The following is a 20,866-nucleotide window of genomic DNA, read 5'->3' as shown; positions in this document are numbered from 1 at the left end:
ATGTCTGTAATCAAGATGACTGACCTGGACCTGGCTGGTAAACGCGTATTTATCCGTGCAGACCTTAACGTGCCAGTAAAAGATGGCAAAGTGACTTCAGATGCTCGTATCATCGCATCACTGCCAACAATCAAGCACTGTCTGGAAGCGGGCGCTAAAGTAATGGTGACTTCTCACCTGGGTCGCCCAACTGAAGGTGAATACGCAGAAGAGTTCTCTCTACAGCCTGTTGTGAACTACCTGAACGACGCGCTGGATTGCGAAGTGAAACTGGCGAAAGACTACCTGGATGGTCTGGAACTGAACACTGGTGAACTGGTTGTTCTGGAAAACGTTCGCTTCAACAAAGGCGAAAAGAAAAACGAAGAAGAGCTTTCTAAGAAATACGCAGCACTGTGTGACGTATTTGTAATGGATGCATTCGGTACCGCTCACCGTGCTCAAGCATCAACTCACGGTGTGGGTATGTTTGCTCCTATCGCATGTGCAGGCCCTCTGCTGGCGAACGAACTTGAAGCGCTGGGCAAAGCTATGGATAACCCAGCTCGCCCAATGGTCGCTATCGTGGGTGGTTCTAAAGTTTCAACCAAACTGACTGTGCTTGAGTCACTGTCTAAAATCGCTGACCAACTGGTTGTTGGCGGTGGTATCGCAAACACGTTCATCGCGGCTGCTGGCCACAACGTAGGTAAGTCTCTGTACGAAGCTGACCTGCTTGATACAGCGAAGAAACTGATGGAAGAGTGTGCCATTCCAGTAGCCACTGACGTTGCGTGTGCAAAAGCATTCGACGAAAACGCAGAAGCAGAAATCAAACACGTTTCTGAAGTTCAAGACGATGACATGATCTTCGACCTTGGCCCAGAATCAACGGCTGCTCTGGCTGAAATTCTGAAAGGCGCGAAAACTATCCTGTGGAACGGTCCGGTAGGCGTATTCGAGTTCAAGAACTTCGAAGCGGGTACTAAAGGTATCTCTGAAGCCATCGCTGCTTCTGATGGCTTCTCTGTTGCAGGTGGTGGTGACACTCTGGCTGCGATCGACAAGTTCGGTATCAAAGCTGACGTATCTTACATCTCTACTGGTGGCGGCGCGTTCCTTGAGTTTGTAGAAGGTAAAGTACTTCCAGCAGTAGAAATGCTAGAAGCACGCGCTAAAGCTTAATCAATGTGTCGAGGGCGGGAGAAATCTCCCGCTTTCTTGTTTGCTGCATGCGCCGGTTTCTTCTGCTAGAATGACGCCCGTTGTGAGCAAACGTTTGCAAGAATTTAAACTTACCGTTTTTATTTTTAAAACGACAGAAAATAGGATTACATCCATGTCTAAGATCTTCGATTTCGTAAAACCTGGTGTTATCTCTGGTGATGACGTACAAAAAGTATTTCAAGTAGCTAAAGAGAACAACTTCGCTCTACCAGCAGTAAACTGTGTGAACACAGATTCTGTTAACGCCGTACTAGAAGCGGCTGCGAAAGTTAAAGCTCCAGTTATCGTTCAGTTCTCTAACGGTGGCGCAGCTTTCTTCGCAGGTAAAGGCGTTAAACTGGAAGGTCAAGGTGCACAAATTCTTGGTGCAGTAGCGGGCGCGAAATACGTACACGCTGTTGCTGAAGCATACGGTGTGCCAGTGATTCTGCACACTGACCACGCGGCTAAGAAACTACTACCATGGATCGACGGTCTGCTGGACGCGGGTGAAGAGTTCTTCGCTCAGACTGGTAAGCCTCTGTTCTCTTCTCACATGCTAGACCTGTCTGAAGAGTCTCTGGAAGAGAACGTTGAAACATGTGCTAAGTACCTAGAGCGCATGGCTAAAATGAACATGACTATCGAGATCGAACTGGGTTGTACTGGTGGCGAAGAAGATGGCGTTGATAACTCAGATATGGATTCTTCTGAGCTGTACACTTCTCCTGAAGATGTTGCATACGCTTACGAGAAACTGAACGCAGTTAGCCACCGTTTCACTATCGCGGCTTCTTTCGGTAACGTACACGGCGTTTACAAGCCAGGCAACGTTGTTCTGACTCCAACCATCCTACGTGATTCTCAAGCGTACGTTTCTGAGAAGTTTGGCCTTCCAGTTAACTCTCTGAACTTCGTATTCCACGGTGGTTCTGGTTCTACTGAAGCAGAAATCAAAGAGTCTATCTCTTACGGTGTTATCAAAATGAACATCGATACTGATACTCAGTGGGCAACTTGGGATGGTATCCGTAAGTACGAAGCAGAAAACCACGATTACCTACAAGGTCAAATCGGTAACCCAACTGGTCAAGACGCTCCGAACAAGAAATACTACGATCCACGCGTATGGCTACGTGCTGGTCAAGCTTCTATGGTTGCTCGTCTTGAGAAAGCCTTTGCTGACCTGAACGCAGTAGACGTACTGTAAGTCGTCTTCTCACAATTAAGAAAACCCGCTCATTGAGCGGGTTTTTTCGTTTCTGGTTGTCATTAAATTTTAGTCAAGCACTGGCAGAGTAACTATTTATTGCTTAATCTGATACAGGCTTATCAAAATCGAGATAACCTTTTGTTTTGCCAGTCTTTGCAAAAAGCTGACTTTGCAAGCTACCAAGATTACGATAAATTGCCAAAAATCTGATGTCAGGACGTTGCGCGATAATGTGTTTGATGGTCAGTGGGTTACATAAAAATATTGAATAACGAAAATTCTAGAGGATATACACTATGGCTAGTGAATCGAACGGCGTTGAAATGCCGATTGTTGACAGTCTGAGTCACGTAAATACCTGGCTGTCAGACAATTCAGATTTGTTGATTCAATACGGTGTAAACATTATCTCCGCACTACTGATTCTTTTTATCGGTAACATTATAGTTAAAGCAGTGGCGGGCAGTGTCTCTAAAGTACTGAAGAAAAAAGACATGGATCCAGCGGTGGTCTCGTTTGTTCATGGTCTGGTTCGCTACTTACTGTTTGTGATTGTATTGATTGCGGCTCTGGGCCGTATTGGCGTACAAACAGCATCAGTTGTTGCGGTGATTGGTGCTGCCGGTCTGGCGATTGGTCTGGCACTGCAAGGTTCTCTGTCTAACTTTGCAGCTGGCGTTCTGATTGTTGCTTTCCGTCCGTTCAAATCTGGTGATTATGTTGAAGTGGCCGGTGTTGCCGGTTCAGTGGACTCTATTCAGATTTTCCAGACGATACTGAAAACACCAGACAACAAAATGGTTGTTGTGCCTAACGCAGGTGTGATTGGTGGTGCGATCACCAACTATTCACGCCATGAGACTCGCCGTGTGGACATGGTGATTGGTGTGTCGTACAAATCGGATCTGAAACTGACGAAGAAAGTGATTCGTGAGACGCTGGAAAAAGATCCACGCATTCTTAAAGATCCTGACATCACGATCGGTGTACTGGCGCTGGCGGATTCTTCCGTCAACTTTGTGGTGCGCCCATGGTGTAAAACTTCCGATTATTGGGGAGTGTACTTTGATGCTATGCAAGGCATCAAAGAAGCGCTGGATGCAAACGGCATCGAGATTCCATTCCCACAAATGGATGTGCATCTCAACAAGCTCGACTAAGCTTGAACAGATTACTAAAAACGGAGGCCTTGGCCTCCGTTTTTTTATGTCAGCATCAGAATGGGGTTGTGAAGCCTGGCAAGTAATTTATCGAGATCGATACCAGCAAACCCAAGTGTGAGGTGCGGATGTCCGGGTGTGTAAAGCAGCTCAGTTTTCTGAAATAGCGCCGGGTCGACAATCACCGGAATGTCTTTGGGCAAGACGAACGGGCCGACCGCGCCGGGCACACAGGTGGTGACAGCCGTCATCTCATCGTCCTCGCAAATCGACGGACGTTGGCCGATAAGGGCTTTGATGGCCTTGGCATTCAAACGGGCATCTTTTTCAGTAAATAGCAGCGCGTAACCGCCACCTTTGAGTTTCAGAAACAGACTTTTGGTGTGAGTGCCTGTCCAACCGAGCTCTTGAGCTACTTTCTCATCGGTGGCGAAATCCAAAATCGGTTCATGCTGCCACTGTTGGAAGGGCACGCCCGCTTCATGCAATAAAGCAATATTGGCTTGATACAACTCTTCTAACGTTGACATCGTTGCTCCTTAATTCCACAACTGATACAAGTTCTTGGTCAGCGCAATGGCGATACCAAACATCATCAACGCGACACCAATATCAATCGCTTGCTTCACTCTGGGTCTGGACAGTGTCGGTGCCAGTTTCGCTGCGCCAATGGAGAGCGAATAGAACCACACGAACGACGCCATAATGGTGCCGATAGCAAACGAGAGTCGATCGTTGCCCTCAAACTGGCCGCCAATTGAGCCTAGAATCACCACGGTATCCAGATATAGATGAGGATTGAGCACAGTGACAGCCAAAGTGCCCAGAATCACCGCCCGGCGTCCTCTCGCTGTGGTTGTCGTGGCATTTTCCTCACTCTGTGCCGTAAAGGCGCTCTTCCAAGACTGGAGGCCATAGAAGGTCAGAAAGGCAATGCCGCCCACAGTCACGAAAGTTAACAGTAACTCACTCTGCGACAAAATAGCGCCGCCGCCGAAGATCCCCAGAGAGATGAAGAAAATATCGAGGAAGCTGCAAATCGTCGCGGTCGTCAGGTGATGGTTGCGCTTGATGCCTTGATTGAGTACGTAAGCATTTTGAGCGCCGATCGGAATGATCATGGTTGCACCAAATCCAAAGCCCTGGAGCAAAATCCAAAAGTTCATAGTTATATTCCAAAAGTGAGTAAATAGTTATCTGAAGGCAAAATAAGGGATAGTTGAAAATAAATAAAACTAATAATATTAATAAGTCATTAGACTAACTTATGGTGATGAAATGCGTGGATTGGATTACCGCTGGATAGAAGCATTGGATGAAATTATCGCACAAGGTAGCTTTGAAAAAGCGGCGGAAACGCTGTGCATCTCTCAGTCGGCGGTGTCTCAGCGAATCAAACAACTGGAGAAATGGTTAGCGCAACCCGTGCTGGTGCGTCAGACACCACCCAAGGTGACACCTGCGGGACAGAAGTTACTTGGGCTCTATCGGCAGGTTTGTGTGCTGGAGCAGGACATTCTGCCGCAATTGAATAATGATGGTGTAGAGAAACCCGTGGCCGTGTCGATCGCCACCAACGCTGACAGTCTGGCGACTTGGCTGTTGCCTGCACTCGGCCCACTGATTGCCTCCAGAAAAGTGGAAATCAACCTGCTGGTGGACGATGAGCACCGCACGATAGAGAAACTCAAGAATGGTGAAGTCGTGGGCGCCATCAGCCAATCGTCGAAAACCATCCCCGGTTGTCAGGCGGTGCTATTGGGAAATATGCCGTATCTCTGTGTCTGCTCACCGGAGTTCTATCAGCGCTATTTCGCCGAAGGGGTTACGGGTGAGAGGTTTCAGGTTGCACCTTCGGTCGCTTTTGACCAGCAGGACTTCATCAATGAACGTTTCGTACAGGCGTTTGTCGGGCATGAAGTGCACTTCGATGTAAAACATTCGGTAGGCAGTTCCGAAGCGTGCGTAAAAGCGGCGTTGCACGGGTTTGGCTTTGCACTCATCCCGGAGATTCAGATTCGTCACGAACTCAAACAAGGCAAACTGGTCGATGTCCTGCCGGGGCACTTTATCGATCAACAGCTGTACTGGCATCACTGGCAGCTCGAAAGTGGCATGTTGAAAACCATCTCGCAATCGATCGTGGCGTACGCGCGCAAAGTGCTGCCACAAGATTGACGAAATCTGACGCAGACAAGGCACGTCAAAGTTGTGTCATTTTCACGCGAAGCCGCTGAGTATGTGCACTATTTCACCTATGATAGAGCCAATGATTTCTGCAGGTTCGCATTGGCGAATTCTGCGACTGGGCCTCAATAATTCCGCCCAGCCATTAACATGAAGGATAAATGGAATGAAATTGATCTCTCAGCTCGCCGTTGTGATTGTTAGCTTGGGTGCGGTTACCGCTCAGGCACAGGAACCGAATTTCCCTCATCTGGTAACCTCTGGTTATGGTGAAGTGGTGGCTAAGCCGGACATGGCGCAGTTTTCGGTCAAAGTAACGGAAACCACCATGAACGCCGAGCAGGCCAAAGCGGCGGTGGATAAAGTGGTAGCGGCGTTTACGACTCAATTGAAATCGTCCGGTGTTAGCGCGCAGCAAATTTCCAGCTCCAATCTCTATCTGGCGCCGCAATACCATTATCCTAAATCAGGTCAGCCGGAACTGGTCGGTTATCGTGCGTCGCGCAGTGTGACTGTGGAGGTGGATGACGTCGCTAATCTGAATCAGTATCTGGACATTGCATTGGCGAACGGCATTAATCAGGTCGACAACGTGCAACTGAAAGTGCGTGATGAAGCGAAATATCAGCAACAAGCGCGTATGGCGGCGATTGAGGATGCCAAACTGAAAGCTCGTTCGATTGCGAAAGGCTTTAAACGTAATCTGGGCGGCGTTTGGCGCGTGGATTACAACACCATGAATCCTCAACCCGTCATGATGCGCGCGATGAGCATGAATGAAAAAATGGATGCCAGCGATACCTATCAGGATGCCACCCTGGTCATTCGCGACCGTGTGGATGTTATCTATAAACTTGTCGATTAACTGAACAACCCGCTAGTGAAATCATCCAGAGCCAACTAAAGCTCTGGATGCAATACCAATCCTAGTAAATGGTACGGAATCGCTAGCTTTTTATTCAGTCTGGGCGTGAAGGTGATATAATGCGCGCCTTCATTGAGTGGTCGGATAGTTGCGTAGGTTATGAGATTTTCCAGAGTCGTCATATTTCTTCTCATCACCTGTACGTTGATCACGACCGTCATTGTCGCCTATTACGTTCAGCGTTATCAGCAGCTCAAACAGAGCAACATCAGCCAGACGGCGCGCGAAGCACTCAATCAACTCGCGTACAGTGAACGCGAATTTACCAGTATTCAAGAACAGCTATTTTCTGTGGCTGACCTGCTTGGCCACGGTCAGAGCACCTGCGATTTTGCCCTTTCTCCTAACGAAACCAACCGGTCTCAGTTGGAAAACGTGTTTATTTCCGTGGCTAAAAGCCAGAAATGGTACAACCATATTCGCTTTATTGATCCGCAAGGCCTGGAGCTGATTCGGGTTGATTACTCATCGGCTACGCATCAGGCAAATTCGGTCAAGACGTTGCAGAGTTATCAGGATAGCGAGCTTTTTCGCTATGCACAGACGCTTTCTGACGACCAAGTTGGTTCTTGGAGCGCCAATCGGATCGTTAAAATCGGGGAGAGCATTCAAACCGTTCCGTCCGTAAGGATCGTCACTCCGGTTGGTATCTTAGGAGAGCGCTATGGCTACATCATGATTGATGTGGATATCTGGAACCTCTCCAATCGCCTTAACTATGCGTTGGAAAAAGATCTGCGTCCTAAGCTGGTGTCTGATGCTGGTGTTTACCTCACGGATCAATACGCCGATACGCATCTCACGTTCGCTCATGAAGAGTTTCACAGCGATAACCTTGCCCAACATTATCCCCTGAGCTGGGATCGCATCAAGCGCGAAGGGAGTGGCTACTTGCTGGAGAAAAAGCATCTTTTGGTGTTTACCACGGTTTCTATCTCGGACAAACAGCAACTCCATCTGGTGATCAATCTGACACCTGAGCAACTGACCAAGCGTGTTGAGCGCGACCTCAATGATTTGGTCAAAGAAGGGGTGTTTGTCTTTCTTATCGTGCTGATTTTTGCATTGCCGACCGTTTCGATGGCGCTGCATTATCATCGCCGCAACATAGAAAGTAAGCTGGCTCGAGCCGCGCTGAATGGCATGTCGGCGGTGATGATTTCCGATAAGTCACATCAAGTGATCATGGTCAATCAGGAGTTTGAAAAGATCACTGGTCTCAGCAGTCATTGGGTGTTGGGGCGCAATGCACTGAAAGTGCTGCTGTGTCACGATGGTATGGATCACGTCCTCAATGTGTTGGAAAAGGTGGCGGAGAATCATTTCTGGGAAGGTGAAATCGAACTGGTGACCGCCGAGCATCAGACACTCACTACCATCATGCGCATTCAGGCAATCTTTGAAGCCGGGCGAGTCAGTTATTACATCACGTCACTGGTGGATATCAGCGAACGTAAAGCATTGGAAAACAAACTGCGTGAGCTGAGCGAAAAAGATTCACTGACCCATCTCTGGAACCGCCGTAAGTTCGAACAGGAGCTGCAAGCTCAAACGCAGCTGGTGCAACGTTATCCGGATAGTCACGACGCGTGTCTGGTGCTGATCGACATCGACTTTTTCAAACGCATCAATGATGAGCTTGGTCATGATGAAGGGGATCGCGTGATTGCGAAAGTTGCTCATATTCTTGCGCAGCAACTGCGAGCGACCGACTTTATTGCCCGTATCGGTGGGGAAGAGTTTGCGGTTCTGATGCTGCATACTGATATTGAAGAAGCAGAGGCTGTCGTAGAGCGTCTTCGTGTCGCTGTGGATATAGACCAAAGTCTAACGGTGACAATCAGCGCCGGGATTACGGACCTGACGCAAGACAGTACTCGTTCGTATAAGTGTGCGGATATCGCCCTGTATGAATCGAAAACATTGGGCCGAAACCAGGTCTCGCTTTGCCGAAGCAGTGATGAGATTGCTTAGTGTCACACTTTTCTGACAATTCGACTAAAGTCGAATTTTAAATTTCTCTTGAGCTAAACTGATTAATAAGTACACTGTTGATATTTTCATCAGTGGTCGCCCAAATTTTGAATGGAGCAGTCACTTTCTCCGCAGTGGGGCGGTGAAAGGGAACGGAAATCGCACACTCTGGGCAAGACGGGGCAGAGTATGGTTAATCATTTTCTAGTAAGGCTCACAATTGGCTTTTTGGTGGTATTAGGATTTAAGCTCAGTGCGCTTTACTTCCTACCTATGGTGTTATTGCTTAACACTCACCACAAAGAGTTTTTTGGTTGGTAAGAGACAGAAACAAAAAATCGGGGCCATGCCCCGATTTTTTTATGCGTTAAACGCGGATTACAGTACGTGTACTGAAGTCGTGTTTGTCGTGCCTGAAGCGACCAGAGCACCAGAAACCATCACGACGATGTCGCCTTTTTTACCCAGACCAGATTCCAGAGCGATCTCTTTACCCAGACGGTAGAAATCGTCAGTGCTGTCGATTGAGTCAACAACAACTGGCGCTACGCCTTTGCTCAGAACCAGCTGCGCAGCCGTTTTCTTGTTAGTCGTTACGGCAATGATGTTTGCAGTTGGGAAGTACTTACGTACTGAACGTGCAGATTTACCTGCTTCAGTTGCAACAACGATCAGTGGAGCAGCCAGTTTCTCAGCTGTATCTACCGCGCCTTTACATACTGCTTCAGTAATGCGTAGACGTGGGCTGTCCAGACGAGAACCCAGTTCTGCTTTCAGTGCAGAATCCGTACGGTTAGCGATTTGCGCCATGATAGTAACTGCTTCAACAGGGTATTTACCTTTCGCTGTTTCACCAGACAACATCACTGCATCAGTACCGTCCATGATCGCGTTCGCTACGTCGCCCGCTTCTGCGCGAGTTGGACGTGGGTTCTTGATCATTGAATCCAGCATTTGAGTTGCAGTGATAACCACTTTACGGGCACGGTTACATTTTTCGATCATCATCTTCTGCGCGAAGATAACTTCTTCCGCTGGGATTTCTACGCCCAGGTCGCCACGTGCAACCATGATGCCGTCAGACAATTCAAGGATTTCGTCGAAGTTGTCTACGCCTTCTTGGTTCTCAATTTTAGAGATGATTTGAATGTTCTCGCCGCCGTTTGCAGCCAGTACTTCACGAATTTCTTTCACGTCAGATGCTTTACGGATGAAAGAAGCAGCAACGAAGTCAACGCCTTGCTCACAACCAAATTTCAGGTCGTTTTTGTCTTTTTCAGACAGGGCTGGCAGGTTCACAGATACGCCTGGTAGGTTTACACCTTTGTTTTCGCCCAGTGCGCCGTTGTTCAGCACTTTACATTTTACTTCTGAGTCAGTTTTCGCAATCACTTCCATTTCGATCAGACCGTCGTCAACCAGAATGGTGTTACCTACGTTCAGGTCTTGTGCGAAGCCTGCGTAAGTCACGGCAACGATGTCTTTGTTACCCACAACAGAGGTATCTGTAGTGAAAGTGAATTCTTGACCAGCAACCAGATCAACGTCATCACCGTTTTCCAGTTTAATGGTACGGATTTCAGGACCTTTAGTATCCAGCAGGATAGCCAGTTGCTTACCAGTGTTTTCCATGACCTGGCGGAAGTTCGCAATACGAGTACCGTGTTCAACGTAGTCACCGTGAGAGAAGTTCAGGCGCATTACGTTCATGCCTGCGTTGACCAGTTCAGTCAGTTTCTCTACAGATTCAGTTTTAGGGCCAATCGTACAAACGATTTTGGTCTTTTTCATGGAAGGGTCTCTCCGGTAATAAATATTAAGAAATAGAAGTTTGGTGCGTAGCCCCAAAGTGATCTCGGTGGTGGCAACATTTCGTCTTCAATTGCCAAGTGTAGTTCACGAGTTTCTTTCACTCCAAAGCTGAAAGTCTTTCAACAAATTTAGTCATTTTATGACCATTTGTTTGGGATGAAATTTCAGAAATCTGTGACTTAGTCACTTTAAACGGCGAAAGTTACAAAAATATCACGCCGCATTCTGTAATTTTTTTTCTTTTCGGGTGTGAATTCTACCACTGAATGGCGGCAATATCACTGTCTAAGATTTGTCTTAGGACAAGGTTTTAGCGCGAAATATTAATTTTTTGGATCAAAATAAATAGACACAAATGTTTCGGTTTGATTATAATTTGTTTCGATTCGAAACTTGATAAAAAATAAACCATGTCGAAACGAAATACACAGCTGAGACGCCATGCGATTGCCAATCTGGTGAATGAACAGGGTGAGGTCAGTGTCGAGGCTTTGTCTAGTCAGTTTGAAACCTCCGAAGTCACGATTCGAAAGGATCTGGCCTCTTTAGAAGCCAATGGGCTACTGTTAAGACGCTACGGTGGTGCGATCGCTTTGCCGAAAGAAGTGGTCGCTGACGAAATGAGTTCAAAAGTTTCGGTTCGAAAGATATCACTCGCCAAAGCCGCCGCAAAATTAATTCGTGACCACAATCGAATTGTGATCGACAGCGGCAGTACGACCGGTGCTTTGATTGAGCAGTTGAACGACAAACGTGGGCTGGTGGTGATGACCAACTCCTTGCATGTGGCGAACGCGCTCAACGAACTGGAAAGTGAACCGACCTTGCTGATGACGGGCGGAACCTGGGATACCCATTCCGAATCGTTTCAGGGCAAAGTCGCGGAATCAGTACTGCGCTCTTACGATTTTGACCAGCTGTTTATTGGTGCTGATGGCATTGACCTTGAACGCGGCACGACTACGTTTAATGAGTTGGTGGGATTAAGCAAAGTCATGGCAGAAGTCTCGCGTGAAGTGATCGTCATGGTTGAATCGGACAAAGTTGGCCGCAGAATCCCGAACTTAGAACTGGCGTGGGACAATATCGATGTGCTGGTCACCGATAAAGAGTTACCCGACGAGTACGCGGCGCAAATTGAATCTCATCAGGTCCGAGTGATTCGGGCCTGAGCATAACAAATACCCTCCTTCTCTGACGGGCCTTTTGCTTGCTGCCCCGGCTGGAATGTCGCAGAGAAGCTGAAACAAAAATAGTTACGGAGTAATAAACATGTGTGGAATTGTTGGTGCAGTAGCACAACGTGATGTCGCTGAAATTCTGGTGGAAGGCCTACGCCGTCTGGAATACCGCGGTTACGACTCTGCCGGTGTGGCAGTGGTAGACAGTGAATGTCAGCTGACGCGCGTTCGTCGCCTGGGTAAAGTGCAAGAGCTGGCAGATGCCGTTGAAGCGGAGCACGTTGCGGGCGGTACGGGTATTGCGCACACACGCTGGGCAACTCACGGTGAGCCATCTGAAATCAACGCGCACCCACACATGTCTGGTGATATCGCTGTGGTACACAACGGCATCATTGAAAACTACGAAGTACTACGTGAACAGTTGCGTGAGCGCGGTTACGTGTTTGAGTCACAAACCGATACCGAAGTGATCGCCCACCTAGTGGAGTGGGAACTGCGCACTGCAGGTTCGCTGCTGGAAGCGGTGCAGAAAACGGTAAAACAGCTGGAAGGCGCGTACGGTACGGTTGTGGTTGATCGTAAAGATCCATCCCGCTTAGTGGTAGCGCGTTCTGGCAGCCCGATCGTGATTGGTTTCGGTGTGGGTGAGAACTTCCTGGCATCAGACCAATTGGCGCTGCTGAGCGTGACTCGCCGCTTTATGTATCTGGAAGAAGGTGACGTGGCAGAAGTGACTCGCCGTGAAGTGAAAGTGTTCAACACGTTCGGTGAAGCGGTTGAACGTGAAATCGTGGAATCAAATGCTGAACACGATGCGGGTGACAAAGGGCACTACCGTCACTTCATGCAAAAAGAAATTTTCGAACAGCCAAAAGCGCTGATCAACACCATGGAAGGTCGCCTGACCAAAGATTCTGTGGTTACCGAAAGCATTGGTGTGCACGCGGCGGATATTCTGAACAAAGTTGAACACGTACAAATCGTCGCTTGCGGTACCTCTTACAATGCGGGTATGACAGCGCGTTACTGGTTTGAAGCTCTGGCTGGTGTCAGCTGTGACGTGGAAATCGCGTCTGAATTCCGCTACCGCAAATTTGTAACGCGTCCAAACAGCCTGCTGATCACGCTGTCGCAGTCGGGTGAAACTGCGGATACGCTGGCTGCTCTGCGTCTGGCGAAAGAAAAAGGTTACATGGCGGCAATGACCATCTGTAACGTGGCTGGCTCATCACTGGTGCGTGAATCAGATTTCGCCTTCATGACTCGCGCTGGCACTGAGATTGGTGTGGCATCAACCAAAGCCTTCACCACTCAACTGTCCGCACTATTGATGCTGGTAACCGCACTGGGCAAACAGAAGCAAGTGATCGACAAAGCGCAGGAAAAAGAGATTGTTGAAGCGCTGCACGCTCTGCCACAACAGATTGAAACCGCTCTGGCGTGTGAAAAAGAGATCGAAGCGATCGCCGAAGACTTTGCTGAGAAGCACCACACACTGTTCCTGGGCCGCGGCGAATACTTCCCGATTGCTCTGGAAGCGGCGCTGAAACTGAAAGAGATTTCTTACATTCACGCCGAAGCATACGCTGCCGGCGAATTGAAACACGGCCCGCTAGCGCTGATCGATGCTGACATGCCAGTGGTTGTGGTGGCTCCAAGCAACGATCTACTGGAAAAACTCAAATCCAACATTGAAGAAGTGCGCGCACGTGGCGGTCTGCTGTATGTGTTTGCTGATCAAGCGGCTGGCTTTGAAGGGGATGACACTATGAAGATTGTGACCATGCCGCACGTGAGTGAAATCACGGCGCCAATCTACTACACCATTCCAATGCAGCTGTTGTCTTACCACGTTGCACTGATCAAAGGCACTGACGTAGACCAGCCACGTAACCTGGCAAAAGCGGTGACCGTAGAGTAACAGGCTAATTAGTTGAATCAAAAAGGGCTGCCATTGGCAGCCCTTTTTCGTTATGGGTTAGAGTTGAGATAGGCTTGTGTCGAAATCTTAGTCCAGTCACGCACTTTCTTCAGGTAACTGTGTTGAGATTCGATGATCTCTTTGGCGAGAGGATCGTTGGCTGCGAGTTCTTGTAACAGCTCATCATTGGCTTTACGCATGGCGTCTAACACCGCCGGCGGGAAATCGCGGACTTTGATGTCCGGATGTTCAGTCGTCATCTGTGCCCATGCCGTCGCATTGGCGTCAATCGCCTGAGCGTACATATCAAATGCCGCAACGCGGAATGCTGTTTTCAGGATCACCTGCAGATCATTCGGCAGCGAATCCCAGACTTTTTTGTTCACCAGGAACTGTGTCTCTGACCCTGGTTCATGCCAGGCTGTGTAGTAATAAGGTGCAATTTTTTGAAAACCCATGCGCAGATCAAACGCTGGTCCCACCCATTCCAGCGCATCAATCGTGCCGCGCTCAAGTGAGGTATACAGTTCCCCCGGTGCAATATTCGTAGGCTTAGCGCCGACTTTTGCAAATATTTCGCCGGCAAAACCCGGAATGCGCATCTTCAGCCCTTGCAGATCATCAATGGAGTTGATCTCTTTTTTAAACCAGCCGCCCATCTGAATGTCGGAGTTGCCGCCGGGAAATGAGAGCAGACCAAAAGGTTCATAAACTCTCTGCATCAGATCCATGCCGCCGCCGTAGAAGAACCAGGCGTACTGTTCCATAGTGATCATGCCAAACGGCATAGAAGAGAAAAACAGCGTATTCGGTACCTTGCCTTTCCAGTAATAAGAGCTGGAATGACCCAGATCGTACTGACCGGATTTGACCATATCAAACACGCCCAGTGGCGCTTTGTGCTTATTGGCCGAATCGATGCGAATCTGTAGTCGCCCGTTCGACATCTCTTCCGCCAGTTTGGCCATATTGCGTGAGGCATCACCGAGAATTGGAGTGTTCGCCCCCCACGTTTCGGCCAGCTTGAGACGATAGACTTTTTCCGCTGCTGCACTGAGGCCACTGAATAGGGTCAGAGACAAGAGTAAGGCGGTGGTCATTCCTTTGTGTATGGCAGACTTAGTCAACATAACTTCCTCATTTTTATTGTTATTGACCGGATAATCTTCTGGTTAGAACAAAAAAACGTCAATTGGCTGTGGAGAAAAGAAGGAGAGTGATGCTGAAGGAGTCTGCTGTATGTCGGATTATTTTAGGCTTTTAATGTTGGTTTATATTTCAGTATTAGCGATATGTTTGGTTTGAAGGCGAGTTTATGACCGTTCGTTATGATTTCAAAACTGTCTGTAAGGTCACGGCGATGATCCAGTGACCATCGCCGTGTTGAGTGGTTTAACGGCCGTGATAGCCCAGATATTGCTGCGCTTCCTGACTGCCCATGTAGCGAGAGAGGGTACGCTGTGGCACATTACGCAAATCGACCACAATCAAACCATCGAGCGCATCGTTAAAATCCGGATCGATGTTGAAGCTGACCAGTTTGCCATTGAGGCCAAGGTATTGGCGCAACAACACCGGAATGCCTTTGCCTTCGTCAATGCGGGCAATCACACGCGACAGCAATTGCAGGTCGGCGAGCGACGTCAGCAGACTGGCATTCCACAGGTTTTGACCCGTCGGTAGCGGATTGGTCGCTTCCACCAGTTCGGCCTGTGCTTTGTCGTAGTAATGTAGCGTCATGGTGTCGGCCAGCAGGCGACGTGCCTGATCGCTGTAGTCGCTGCTGATGCTCACCGGACCAAACAGGTGCGTGTAGTCCGGATGGCGTTGCACGTAAGTGGCGATACCTTTCCACAGCAGTAACAGAGGCGCCATGCTTTTTTGGTACGCTTCATCAATCACCGAGCGCCCCATCTCAATCGCTTTGCCCATGTTGTGCAGAAAGCGCGGGTCGTATTGAAACAGTGTGCTGGAGTACAGCCCATCAATGCCGCGACTTGTCAGCAGTTCATCGACCAACCCTAAGCGATACGCGCCGACCAATACCTCATGTTCGCGATCCCAGATAAACAGGTGCAGATAGTCGCGGTCGAACTCGTCAATATCCAATGATAAACCAGTGCCTTCACCGACTTGGCGAAAGTTGAGTTCTCGCACACGGCCAATTTCATGCAGGATGGCGGGAATGTTCTCGGCTCGCGTGCAGTACACATCAAATTCGTTGTGGCGCAGCAGATGATCCGAAAATGACAGACGCGCGATGTCTTGGCGTAGATCATCCAACGGCAAGCGGGCATCGATCGGTGCCAGCGAACTATCTTGCGCGGTTTTGTTGCGCGTAATGGTGGCAGGGTTGTGCAACAAATAGGTGTTCAAGCGCAGGTAGTTGACCAATTGCTGATCGCACAGATCGTTCACTTCTTTGTAGTGAATGGTTTCGCCGATCGCGATGTCGATGCAGCTCTGCTTTTTATTCAGCAGTTCGCGCCCGAGCATCAGGGTGCGCAGCAGTGGGTGGATTTTCCCCGCCATATAAAAACGTTTGGAGTTCTGGCCATCGATGTACACCGGCACCGATTTGGCTTTGTGTTTTTTGATCAGGCGGCTGACCGACTGGCTCCACTCTTTGTCTTCCAAACGACGTTGTTTGTTGTCGACCAGTTGTGACACTTCGCCGGCGGGGAACATCAGCAATAAGCCGCCTTGCTCCAGATGTTTATGTGCCTGACGCAGAGCCAGTAAATTGGCCTTGTGCGCTTGGCGGGTTTCAAACACATCCACGCCGATAAATAGTTCATCGAGCTCGGGGACGGTTTTGAGGTAGTGATTGGCGAGGATCTTGATGTCTGAGCGGCGAGTCAGTAGCAGTTCAGCCAGAATCACCCCTTCCACGCAGCCAAGTGGGTGGTTCGCCACGACCACAGTCGCACCCGTTTGCGGCACTTGGCCCAGTGAGCCTTTCACCAATTGGTAATCAATGCCCAACACTTCGAGCGTGAAACGCAGAAACTGCGCCGTATCGCACCCAGCCGGACGCTGGGCGTAAAATTTATCAAGTTGGTTTAAACCGGTCGCCCATTCGGCGAATTGTTCACCCAGGCCAAACGGGGTTTTGCGCGGCAATTTAAAAGGGCTGGTGGAAAGCATAACGTCCTCACGATCCGTGTTTTATCGTCATGCTAGAGCGCGATTGTGTCAGAACCGCTGCGATTGGATGAGGCTTTGATGGCGTTTCGATTGCAGTTTGGTGACGATGAACGGCAGAGGATTTAAAGTGGGGTAACAACTGAAAGGTATACAGAGGGAAAAGTCATGCCTACGGTGCGTAGGCATGACAGAATTAATGATTACTGACTGGAAGAAACTTGGTTTTTGCGCTCAAACCAAGGGCTACGAGCATCGGTGATATCATAGAGATGATATTTCCGACTCAGCGTCTGGCCACCATCGCGGGTAATAGGTTGCCATGCTATGTTGGCTCTGTTTGTTGATGGTTTTATCGTCATAACGTCGAATGGCACGGAAACATAGAAACCTTTGTTGTAGCTGCCTTCACCGTATTCTTCGGTAGTCAGGTCAGTCACAGTGGCAAATGCACCGACAATCACACCGGATTTGAATTGCTTGGAAAAATCTACCCGCACCCCTTTGTCTCCCCCAAGGAATTTTCCAACACTGACTTTGAATAAGGTGTCATCAACCCAATGCCATTGCGGTGTGTAATATGTGGTGATTTGCCCAGTTGTTCCTTTATCAAGAACATAGGCCTGACAACTGACGTCACCTGCTGCACAGTTGTTGGCGTTATAACCATCATAGTAAACGTAAGAATCGCTGAATGTACCGAACCAGGAATCAGGATCACGTTGTGAAATCAGGTTAGCATCGACACCAACAGCCCAGTTGCTGTTCATTGGGCGATACAGAACTTCCCCCCCGACACCAGCAAACATGGTTTCTAAATAACCGGCGTAGGCTTGTGTATAGATTTGTTGGAACGGTTGTTCAAACCAGGTCAGCTGAAGATTGTTCAGTCGCACTGGGTTATCGTGAACGTAGGCTCGGAACATGGTACGCACGCGTGGTACGGCAAAGTTGGAAATGTGAGGGTTGTTCTCAACATAGTTAAATTGGTCATAGTTATCGACCAAGTTGAAGTAAATGGAACCACTGGCCTCAATATTGTTGGTAAGCCACAGGTTGGCATTAGTATTGAAGCCTATTTGGTAAAGATAAAAGGACTCTGGCCCACCAAAAGACTGCTGTAAAACAGGAGCTATACCTGCGTTCCATCGGTTGTGGTTCTCAGCCAGTATCGTACCGGATGATCCTTTCCTAGGCTCTGAACTTCTGGTGGCATCCGCCATTTGAGCGCCGATGTATTCGTTGCGAGCAATTTTTTTATAGCCAGTTGCTGAAATATCCGTTTCAGTAAGTGCAACGCCATTCCGCTGCTCTACGATCCGATAGGTTCGAATCGTGCTTGGAGCATTATTAGCCAGAATCGCGGCCAATCGATCTTGAGCTTCTTCACGATCGCGATATTTGACTTGTTGACCTGTCACAACCAAAGTCTCGTCATTTTGGCTGATGGTATTGTTCACATAACCCGCATTGGTTGCGAGTTTCGCGCTCACTTCATTCCAGTCGGGGGTACTGTTCGGCGCTGCGCCGACCGACTCTTTTTGCTCATCTCTCCAACTGGATTGTAACTGATTGAAGTTAGTGTAGAGATTCAGTCCTAGCGTTAAAGTATCGCCTCGTTGATAACTCAGCTTTGCATCGCCCCAATCCCCAAGCCTGTAAAGAACACCAAAGTTCCAAGGAGTATGCTGAGGCATTGGCTTGCCTCCCTGCACATAAGGGAAATCTTGAGAATAATCATTTGCATCGTATTCGATTTTTAGACGAAGTGGAGCGTATGCCGTCTGATATTCAGCCCCTCCGAATAGTGCTGCTGGACCGTGGAACCAACGGCCTGCATCAATAGAACCACCACTTTGCTTTACTTCCGCGCTGCGATCACAAAACGAATTGCTAGTGTGACAGAATGGATTACCGATGTTACCACTCTGACCCAAATATCCCCATCCCATCCCAAGGGTCATATCTAAGTTGCCGAAACGCTTTGTCGCAGCAATAAATTCGCCGTCAAATAACCCAGTACCACCAATATCTCTAATTCCGATAGAGGTTTCTGGCAACCAGTAACTTTCTTCCAAAAGGCGTAATTTGACGTCTATCCCCTTGTCCGTATACAAGTTATCTCCGCTGTAGGACGGATTTGGGTTGTACAGCATATCAGGTACCCGCGTATAGCGAATCGTAGATTCCAACCAAGGAAATAACTGTATAGAGGTATAGAAATGTTGGTAATCATCATTGACGTTGATTCCAAAGTTGAATTCACCTTCGTCGGCCATTCTACCCGTTGGTGTTTGCATCAACCCAACACCACCAAAATCTGATTGAGAAGGTTGTAATGACAGTGGTGTCAAAGATGAGGCGAAAACTTGGCTGGAAAGCATGCCAAGACAAACCGCGCTCATGGCATAAGTAAAAGGCGTGATTGAGCGTTCAAGGTTTGTCATAAATAAGGACCTTCGATCATACTAATAAGGGTGGCAATGTCTTTTTCGAGTTGAATCAATTGATGGTCTGTAGTATTAAACCCGACCAAAATCGAACTGCCTGGTTGAAGTTTTGTTGACTCATTGTTCCAGTAGGCATAGCCGACACGTGAAATGTCGCCGTTTGGAGAGATAACCCAAGCGTAGCTCGAATAGCTTTTGTGTCTGGCGCGAGAACGTTCAATGTAATCGGCAACAGTAAAACTTGACTGAAATGCAGTGCTTTGTTCTTCAGAGAGGCCGAATAGCGTTATTGAATTGGGTCTATGAGCCAACTCAAGCTGATAGTTGCCTGGAAGCAATGGATTAAGCTCAGTTTTGAGGCGAACGGCGTCGACGTCCAGATTGGTTTTCAACCTAAAACCAAATTGAAACTGATTGAGTTGAGTCAACAACTGCTTGGCAGTGACACGATAGTCATTGTCATTCAGTAAGTTGCTTAATTGTTCTTGTACATTTAAGTAGAACTGAGCGGCTTGTTTTTTCTGATTAAGAGAAAAAAGTTTGCTCCCTTCATGATAAGCGTGTGGTTCTATAGATTTCATGTCTTGAATCAGCGCATCTGCTAACACTCGATCGAGGCGAACTGCCTGATTGTACTGCAGCACAAGTTGGTGATTGTGCAATACAACATGTGTTGACTCATGAGCTGAAATACCGGAACTGCCTAAAATTAAAACAGTCATGAAAAGCGATAGTGGTTTCAAGCGGTTCATTGTCGAGTTTCCAGATAAGGTTTGAGAATGTCCATTTCTATCTGGGCCATATTCGGCCCAATGTGTTGGATGCTCTTGAGCACCACGCCTTGCTGGTTGACCCAATAGTGATTTTGAATACTCGATGAAAGATCCGAAAAGGAAATGGTTTCTTGCCAATGTTCCAAGGCTTCCTGCCATAGTTCGGGCTGAGTAAAATCACTATTTAACTTGATTGTTGAGACATCGGCGGAATATCCGTATTGGTTTCTGGTTTGCCAGTCATAAGTTGCTTGCCATCGACCTGGATAAGTCCATTCAGGCATTTCTCCGTTAATAGCAGCCAAGTTCTGTTCTGGAAGGTTGAGCGTTTTTACAATTCTGCCTTGCTCGGTCACAATCATTGCATGATCGTTAGAGACCCATTTTAATTGAGTATTTCCAGTCACCGGGTTTTTTTCGGCAAAGGCTAATACCATAAACACACGTGGTCCATTATTCAGTCGCACATAAGTGCTTGCATAGGGTAATTCATTGACTTGCTCAGCAGAAAGAGTGACATCATCAATACCCCAAAATGCTTCTTTTAATGTGTCATTGACACTCGATATTTGCGAAGAGCAACCAACTAGTAAGAGCAAAACCGTGGCGTTGCCTACTTTTAATAAATTACGCCATCCTGACATGTCGTTCATGGCTAATGCTATTCCTTATTGTGTTTTGTGTTAATTAATTCCAGAAGGGATTTTGTTATTTTTTTGTTATTTTCAATCTTAAGAACATCGAATTGATTATTATTTGTTCTGGTTTGTTTATTGATATTTTTGTTTTTAATTCGATAAGTTCAAATTAGTGTAAAGTTTGAAGGAAAAGACCAACCGCAGTTGGTCTTATAGCGTGTGATTTTACTTTAGGTAGCAAACTAGTTCGTACCTGTTGTACCTGTTGTACCATCAGTGCTGTTGTTTTGAGAAACGGCA

Annotated in this window: 15 protein-coding genes and 1 pseudogene; 8 read left to right on the top strand and 8 right to left on the bottom strand. The window is 47.9% G+C overall.

The features are described 5' to 3' along the window. The 3 genes from JIG40_RS01240 (at position 1) to mscS (ending at position 3,558) form a co-directional block, all read left to right on the top strand. Positions 1 to 1,164, top strand: coding sequence for a phosphoglycerate kinase (locus JIG40_RS01240; protein WP_020332663.1), 1,164 nt, complete (start codon positions 1 to 3; stop codon positions 1,162 to 1,164). Between the two features lie 154 nt (positions 1,165 to 1,318). Next, positions 1,319 to 2,395 (top strand): class II fructose-bisphosphate aldolase, encoded by a 1,077-nt coding sequence (fbaA, locus tag JIG40_RS01235; protein ID WP_020332662.1) that lies wholly within the window; start codon positions 1,319 to 1,321, stop codon positions 2,393 to 2,395. A 299-nt stretch (positions 2,396 to 2,694) separates the two neighbouring features. Continuing rightward, the gene (mscS, locus tag JIG40_RS01230) at positions 2,695 to 3,558 is read left to right on the top strand and encodes a small-conductance mechanosensitive channel MscS (RefSeq protein ID WP_020332661.1); all 864 of its coding nucleotides are present in this window, start codon (positions 2,695 to 2,697) and stop codon (positions 3,556 to 3,558) included. Between the two features lie 44 nt (positions 3,559 to 3,602). On the opposite strand, the gene JIG40_RS01225 is transcribed toward mscS, so the two are convergent. After that, positions 3,603 to 4,088, bottom strand: coding sequence for a YbaK/EbsC family protein (locus tag JIG40_RS01225; RefSeq protein WP_055453304.1), 486 nt, complete (start codon positions 4,086 to 4,088; stop codon positions 3,603 to 3,605). A 9-nt stretch (positions 4,089 to 4,097) separates the two neighbouring features. Next, positions 4,098 to 4,724: a LysE/ArgO family amino acid transporter gene (locus JIG40_RS01220; RefSeq protein WP_020428516.1), complete on the bottom strand. Its 627-nt coding sequence runs from the start codon at positions 4,722 to 4,724 to the stop codon at positions 4,098 to 4,100. A gap of 112 nt (positions 4,725 to 4,836) precedes the next feature. Between JIG40_RS01220 and JIG40_RS01215 the strand changes: the two genes are divergently transcribed. The 3 genes from JIG40_RS01215 to JIG40_RS01205 all read left to right on the top strand — a co-directional run bounded on the left by JIG40_RS01215 (position 4,837) and on the right by JIG40_RS01205 (position 8,644). Then, a complete protein-coding gene (locus tag JIG40_RS01215; RefSeq protein WP_199464639.1) occupies positions 4,837 to 5,736 on the top strand; it encodes a LysR family transcriptional regulator ArgP in 900 nt (299 codons plus the stop codon). Between the two features lie 175 nt (positions 5,737 to 5,911). Then, positions 5,912 to 6,610 (top strand): oxidative stress defense protein, encoded by a 699-nt coding sequence (locus JIG40_RS01210; protein ID WP_020428519.1) that lies wholly within the window; start codon positions 5,912 to 5,914, stop codon positions 6,608 to 6,610. A 159-nt stretch (positions 6,611 to 6,769) separates the two neighbouring features. Continuing rightward, positions 6,770 to 8,644: a diguanylate cyclase gene (locus JIG40_RS01205; RefSeq protein ID WP_199464638.1), complete on the top strand. Its 1,875-nt coding sequence runs from the start codon at positions 6,770 to 6,772 to the stop codon at positions 8,642 to 8,644. Between the two features lie 378 nt (positions 8,645 to 9,022). On the opposite strand, the gene pykF is transcribed toward JIG40_RS01205, so the two are convergent. After that, complete coding sequence (pykF, locus tag JIG40_RS01200; protein WP_020332653.1) at positions 9,023 to 10,435, bottom strand: pyruvate kinase PykF; 1,413 nt, start codon at positions 10,433 to 10,435, stop codon at positions 9,023 to 9,025. Between the two features lie 431 nt (positions 10,436 to 10,866). Here pykF and JIG40_RS01195 point away from each other — a divergent pair, with 431 nt between their 5' ends. Further along, positions 10,867 to 11,628, top strand: a complete 762-nt coding sequence (locus JIG40_RS01195) for a DeoR/GlpR family DNA-binding transcription regulator (RefSeq protein WP_020428521.1) — start codon at positions 10,867 to 10,869, stop codon at positions 11,626 to 11,628. Positions 11,629 to 11,728: 100 nt separating this feature from the next. Further along, complete coding sequence (gene glmS, locus JIG40_RS01190) at positions 11,729 to 13,561, top strand: glutamine--fructose-6-phosphate transaminase (isomerizing) (protein ID WP_020428522.1); 1,833 nt, start codon at positions 11,729 to 11,731, stop codon at positions 13,559 to 13,561. 50 nt (positions 13,562 to 13,611) lie between these two features. Here the strand turns inward: glmS and JIG40_RS01185 are convergent. The 5 genes and pseudogenes from JIG40_RS01185 to JIG40_RS01165 form a co-directional block, all read right to left on the bottom strand. After that, positions 13,612 to 14,604 (bottom strand): annotated as a pseudogene (locus JIG40_RS01185) (TRAP transporter substrate-binding protein); the annotation flags it as partial. 349 nt (positions 14,605 to 14,953) lie between these two features. Continuing rightward, positions 14,954 to 16,708: a GNAT family N-acyltransferase gene (locus JIG40_RS01180; protein ID WP_154184774.1), complete on the bottom strand. Its 1,755-nt coding sequence runs from the start codon at positions 16,706 to 16,708 to the stop codon at positions 14,954 to 14,956. 200 nt (positions 16,709 to 16,908) lie between these two features. Continuing rightward, positions 16,909 to 19,152 (bottom strand): YjbH domain-containing protein, encoded by a 2,244-nt coding sequence (locus tag JIG40_RS01175; RefSeq protein ID WP_199464636.1) that lies wholly within the window; start codon positions 19,150 to 19,152, stop codon positions 16,909 to 16,911. Then, on the bottom strand, positions 19,149 to 19,907 hold the full coding sequence (locus JIG40_RS01170; RefSeq protein WP_158151503.1) for a capsule biosynthesis GfcC D2 domain-containing protein: 759 nt from the start codon (positions 19,905 to 19,907) through the stop codon (positions 19,149 to 19,151). The genes JIG40_RS01175 and JIG40_RS01170 overlap by 4 nt, the downstream gene beginning before the upstream one ends. Then, on the bottom strand, positions 19,904 to 20,581 hold the full coding sequence (locus JIG40_RS01165; RefSeq protein WP_158124295.1) for a YjbF family lipoprotein: 678 nt from the start codon (positions 20,579 to 20,581) through the stop codon (positions 19,904 to 19,906). Before JIG40_RS01165 ends, JIG40_RS01170 begins: the two co-directional genes overlap by 4 nt. Between the last annotated feature and the right edge of the window lie 285 nt (positions 20,582 to 20,866).

Origin of the sequence: Vibrio sp. bablab_jr001, assembly GCF_016464285.1 — a bacterium.
GTDB classification, from domain to species: domain Bacteria; phylum Pseudomonadota; class Gammaproteobacteria; order Enterobacterales; family Vibrionaceae; genus Vibrio; species Vibrio fluvialis.
The sequence above is the reverse complement of the archived record's forward strand: the minus strand, read 5'-3'. Positions and strand labels throughout refer to the sequence as shown.

Excerpts from the sequence above, each read along its gene's own strand:
- JIG40_RS01240 (WP_020332663.1), top strand. The coding sequence starts at position 1 with ATGTCTGTAATCAAGATGACTGACCTGGACCTGGCTGGTAAACGCGTA.
- fbaA (WP_020332662.1), top strand. The coding sequence starts at position 1,319 with ATGTCTAAGATCTTCGATTTCGTAAAACCTGGTGTTATCTCTGGTGAT.
- mscS (WP_020332661.1), top strand. The coding sequence starts at position 2,695 with ATGGCTAGTGAATCGAACGGCGTTGAAATGCCGATTGTTGACAGTCTG.
- JIG40_RS01225 (WP_055453304.1), bottom strand. The coding sequence starts at position 4,088 with ATGTCAACGTTAGAAGAGTTGTATCAAGCCAATATTGCTTTATTGCAT.
- JIG40_RS01220 (WP_020428516.1), bottom strand. The coding sequence starts at position 4,724 with ATGAACTTTTGGATTTTGCTCCAGGGCTTTGGATTTGGTGCAACCATG.
- JIG40_RS01215 (WP_199464639.1), top strand. The coding sequence starts at position 4,837 with ATGCGTGGATTGGATTACCGCTGGATAGAAGCATTGGATGAAATTATC.
- JIG40_RS01210 (WP_020428519.1), top strand. The coding sequence starts at position 5,912 with ATGAAATTGATCTCTCAGCTCGCCGTTGTGATTGTTAGCTTGGGTGCG.
- JIG40_RS01205 (WP_199464638.1), top strand. The coding sequence starts at position 6,770 with ATGAGATTTTCCAGAGTCGTCATATTTCTTCTCATCACCTGTACGTTG.
- pykF (WP_020332653.1), bottom strand. The coding sequence starts at position 10,435 with ATGAAAAAGACCAAAATCGTTTGTACGATTGGCCCTAAAACTGAATCT.
- JIG40_RS01195 (WP_020428521.1), top strand. The coding sequence starts at position 10,867 with ATGTCGAAACGAAATACACAGCTGAGACGCCATGCGATTGCCAATCTG.
- glmS (WP_020428522.1), top strand. The coding sequence starts at position 11,729 with ATGTGTGGAATTGTTGGTGCAGTAGCACAACGTGATGTCGCTGAAATT.
- JIG40_RS01180 (WP_154184774.1), bottom strand. The coding sequence starts at position 16,708 with ATGCTTTCCACCAGCCCTTTTAAATTGCCGCGCAAAACCCCGTTTGGC.
- JIG40_RS01175 (WP_199464636.1), bottom strand. The coding sequence starts at position 19,152 with ATGACAAACCTTGAACGCTCAATCACGCCTTTTACTTATGCCATGAGC.
- JIG40_RS01170 (WP_158151503.1), bottom strand. The coding sequence starts at position 19,907 with ATGAACCGCTTGAAACCACTATCGCTTTTCATGACTGTTTTAATTTTA.
- JIG40_RS01165 (WP_158124295.1), bottom strand. The coding sequence starts at position 20,581 with ATGAACGACATGTCAGGATGGCGTAATTTATTAAAAGTAGGCAACGCC.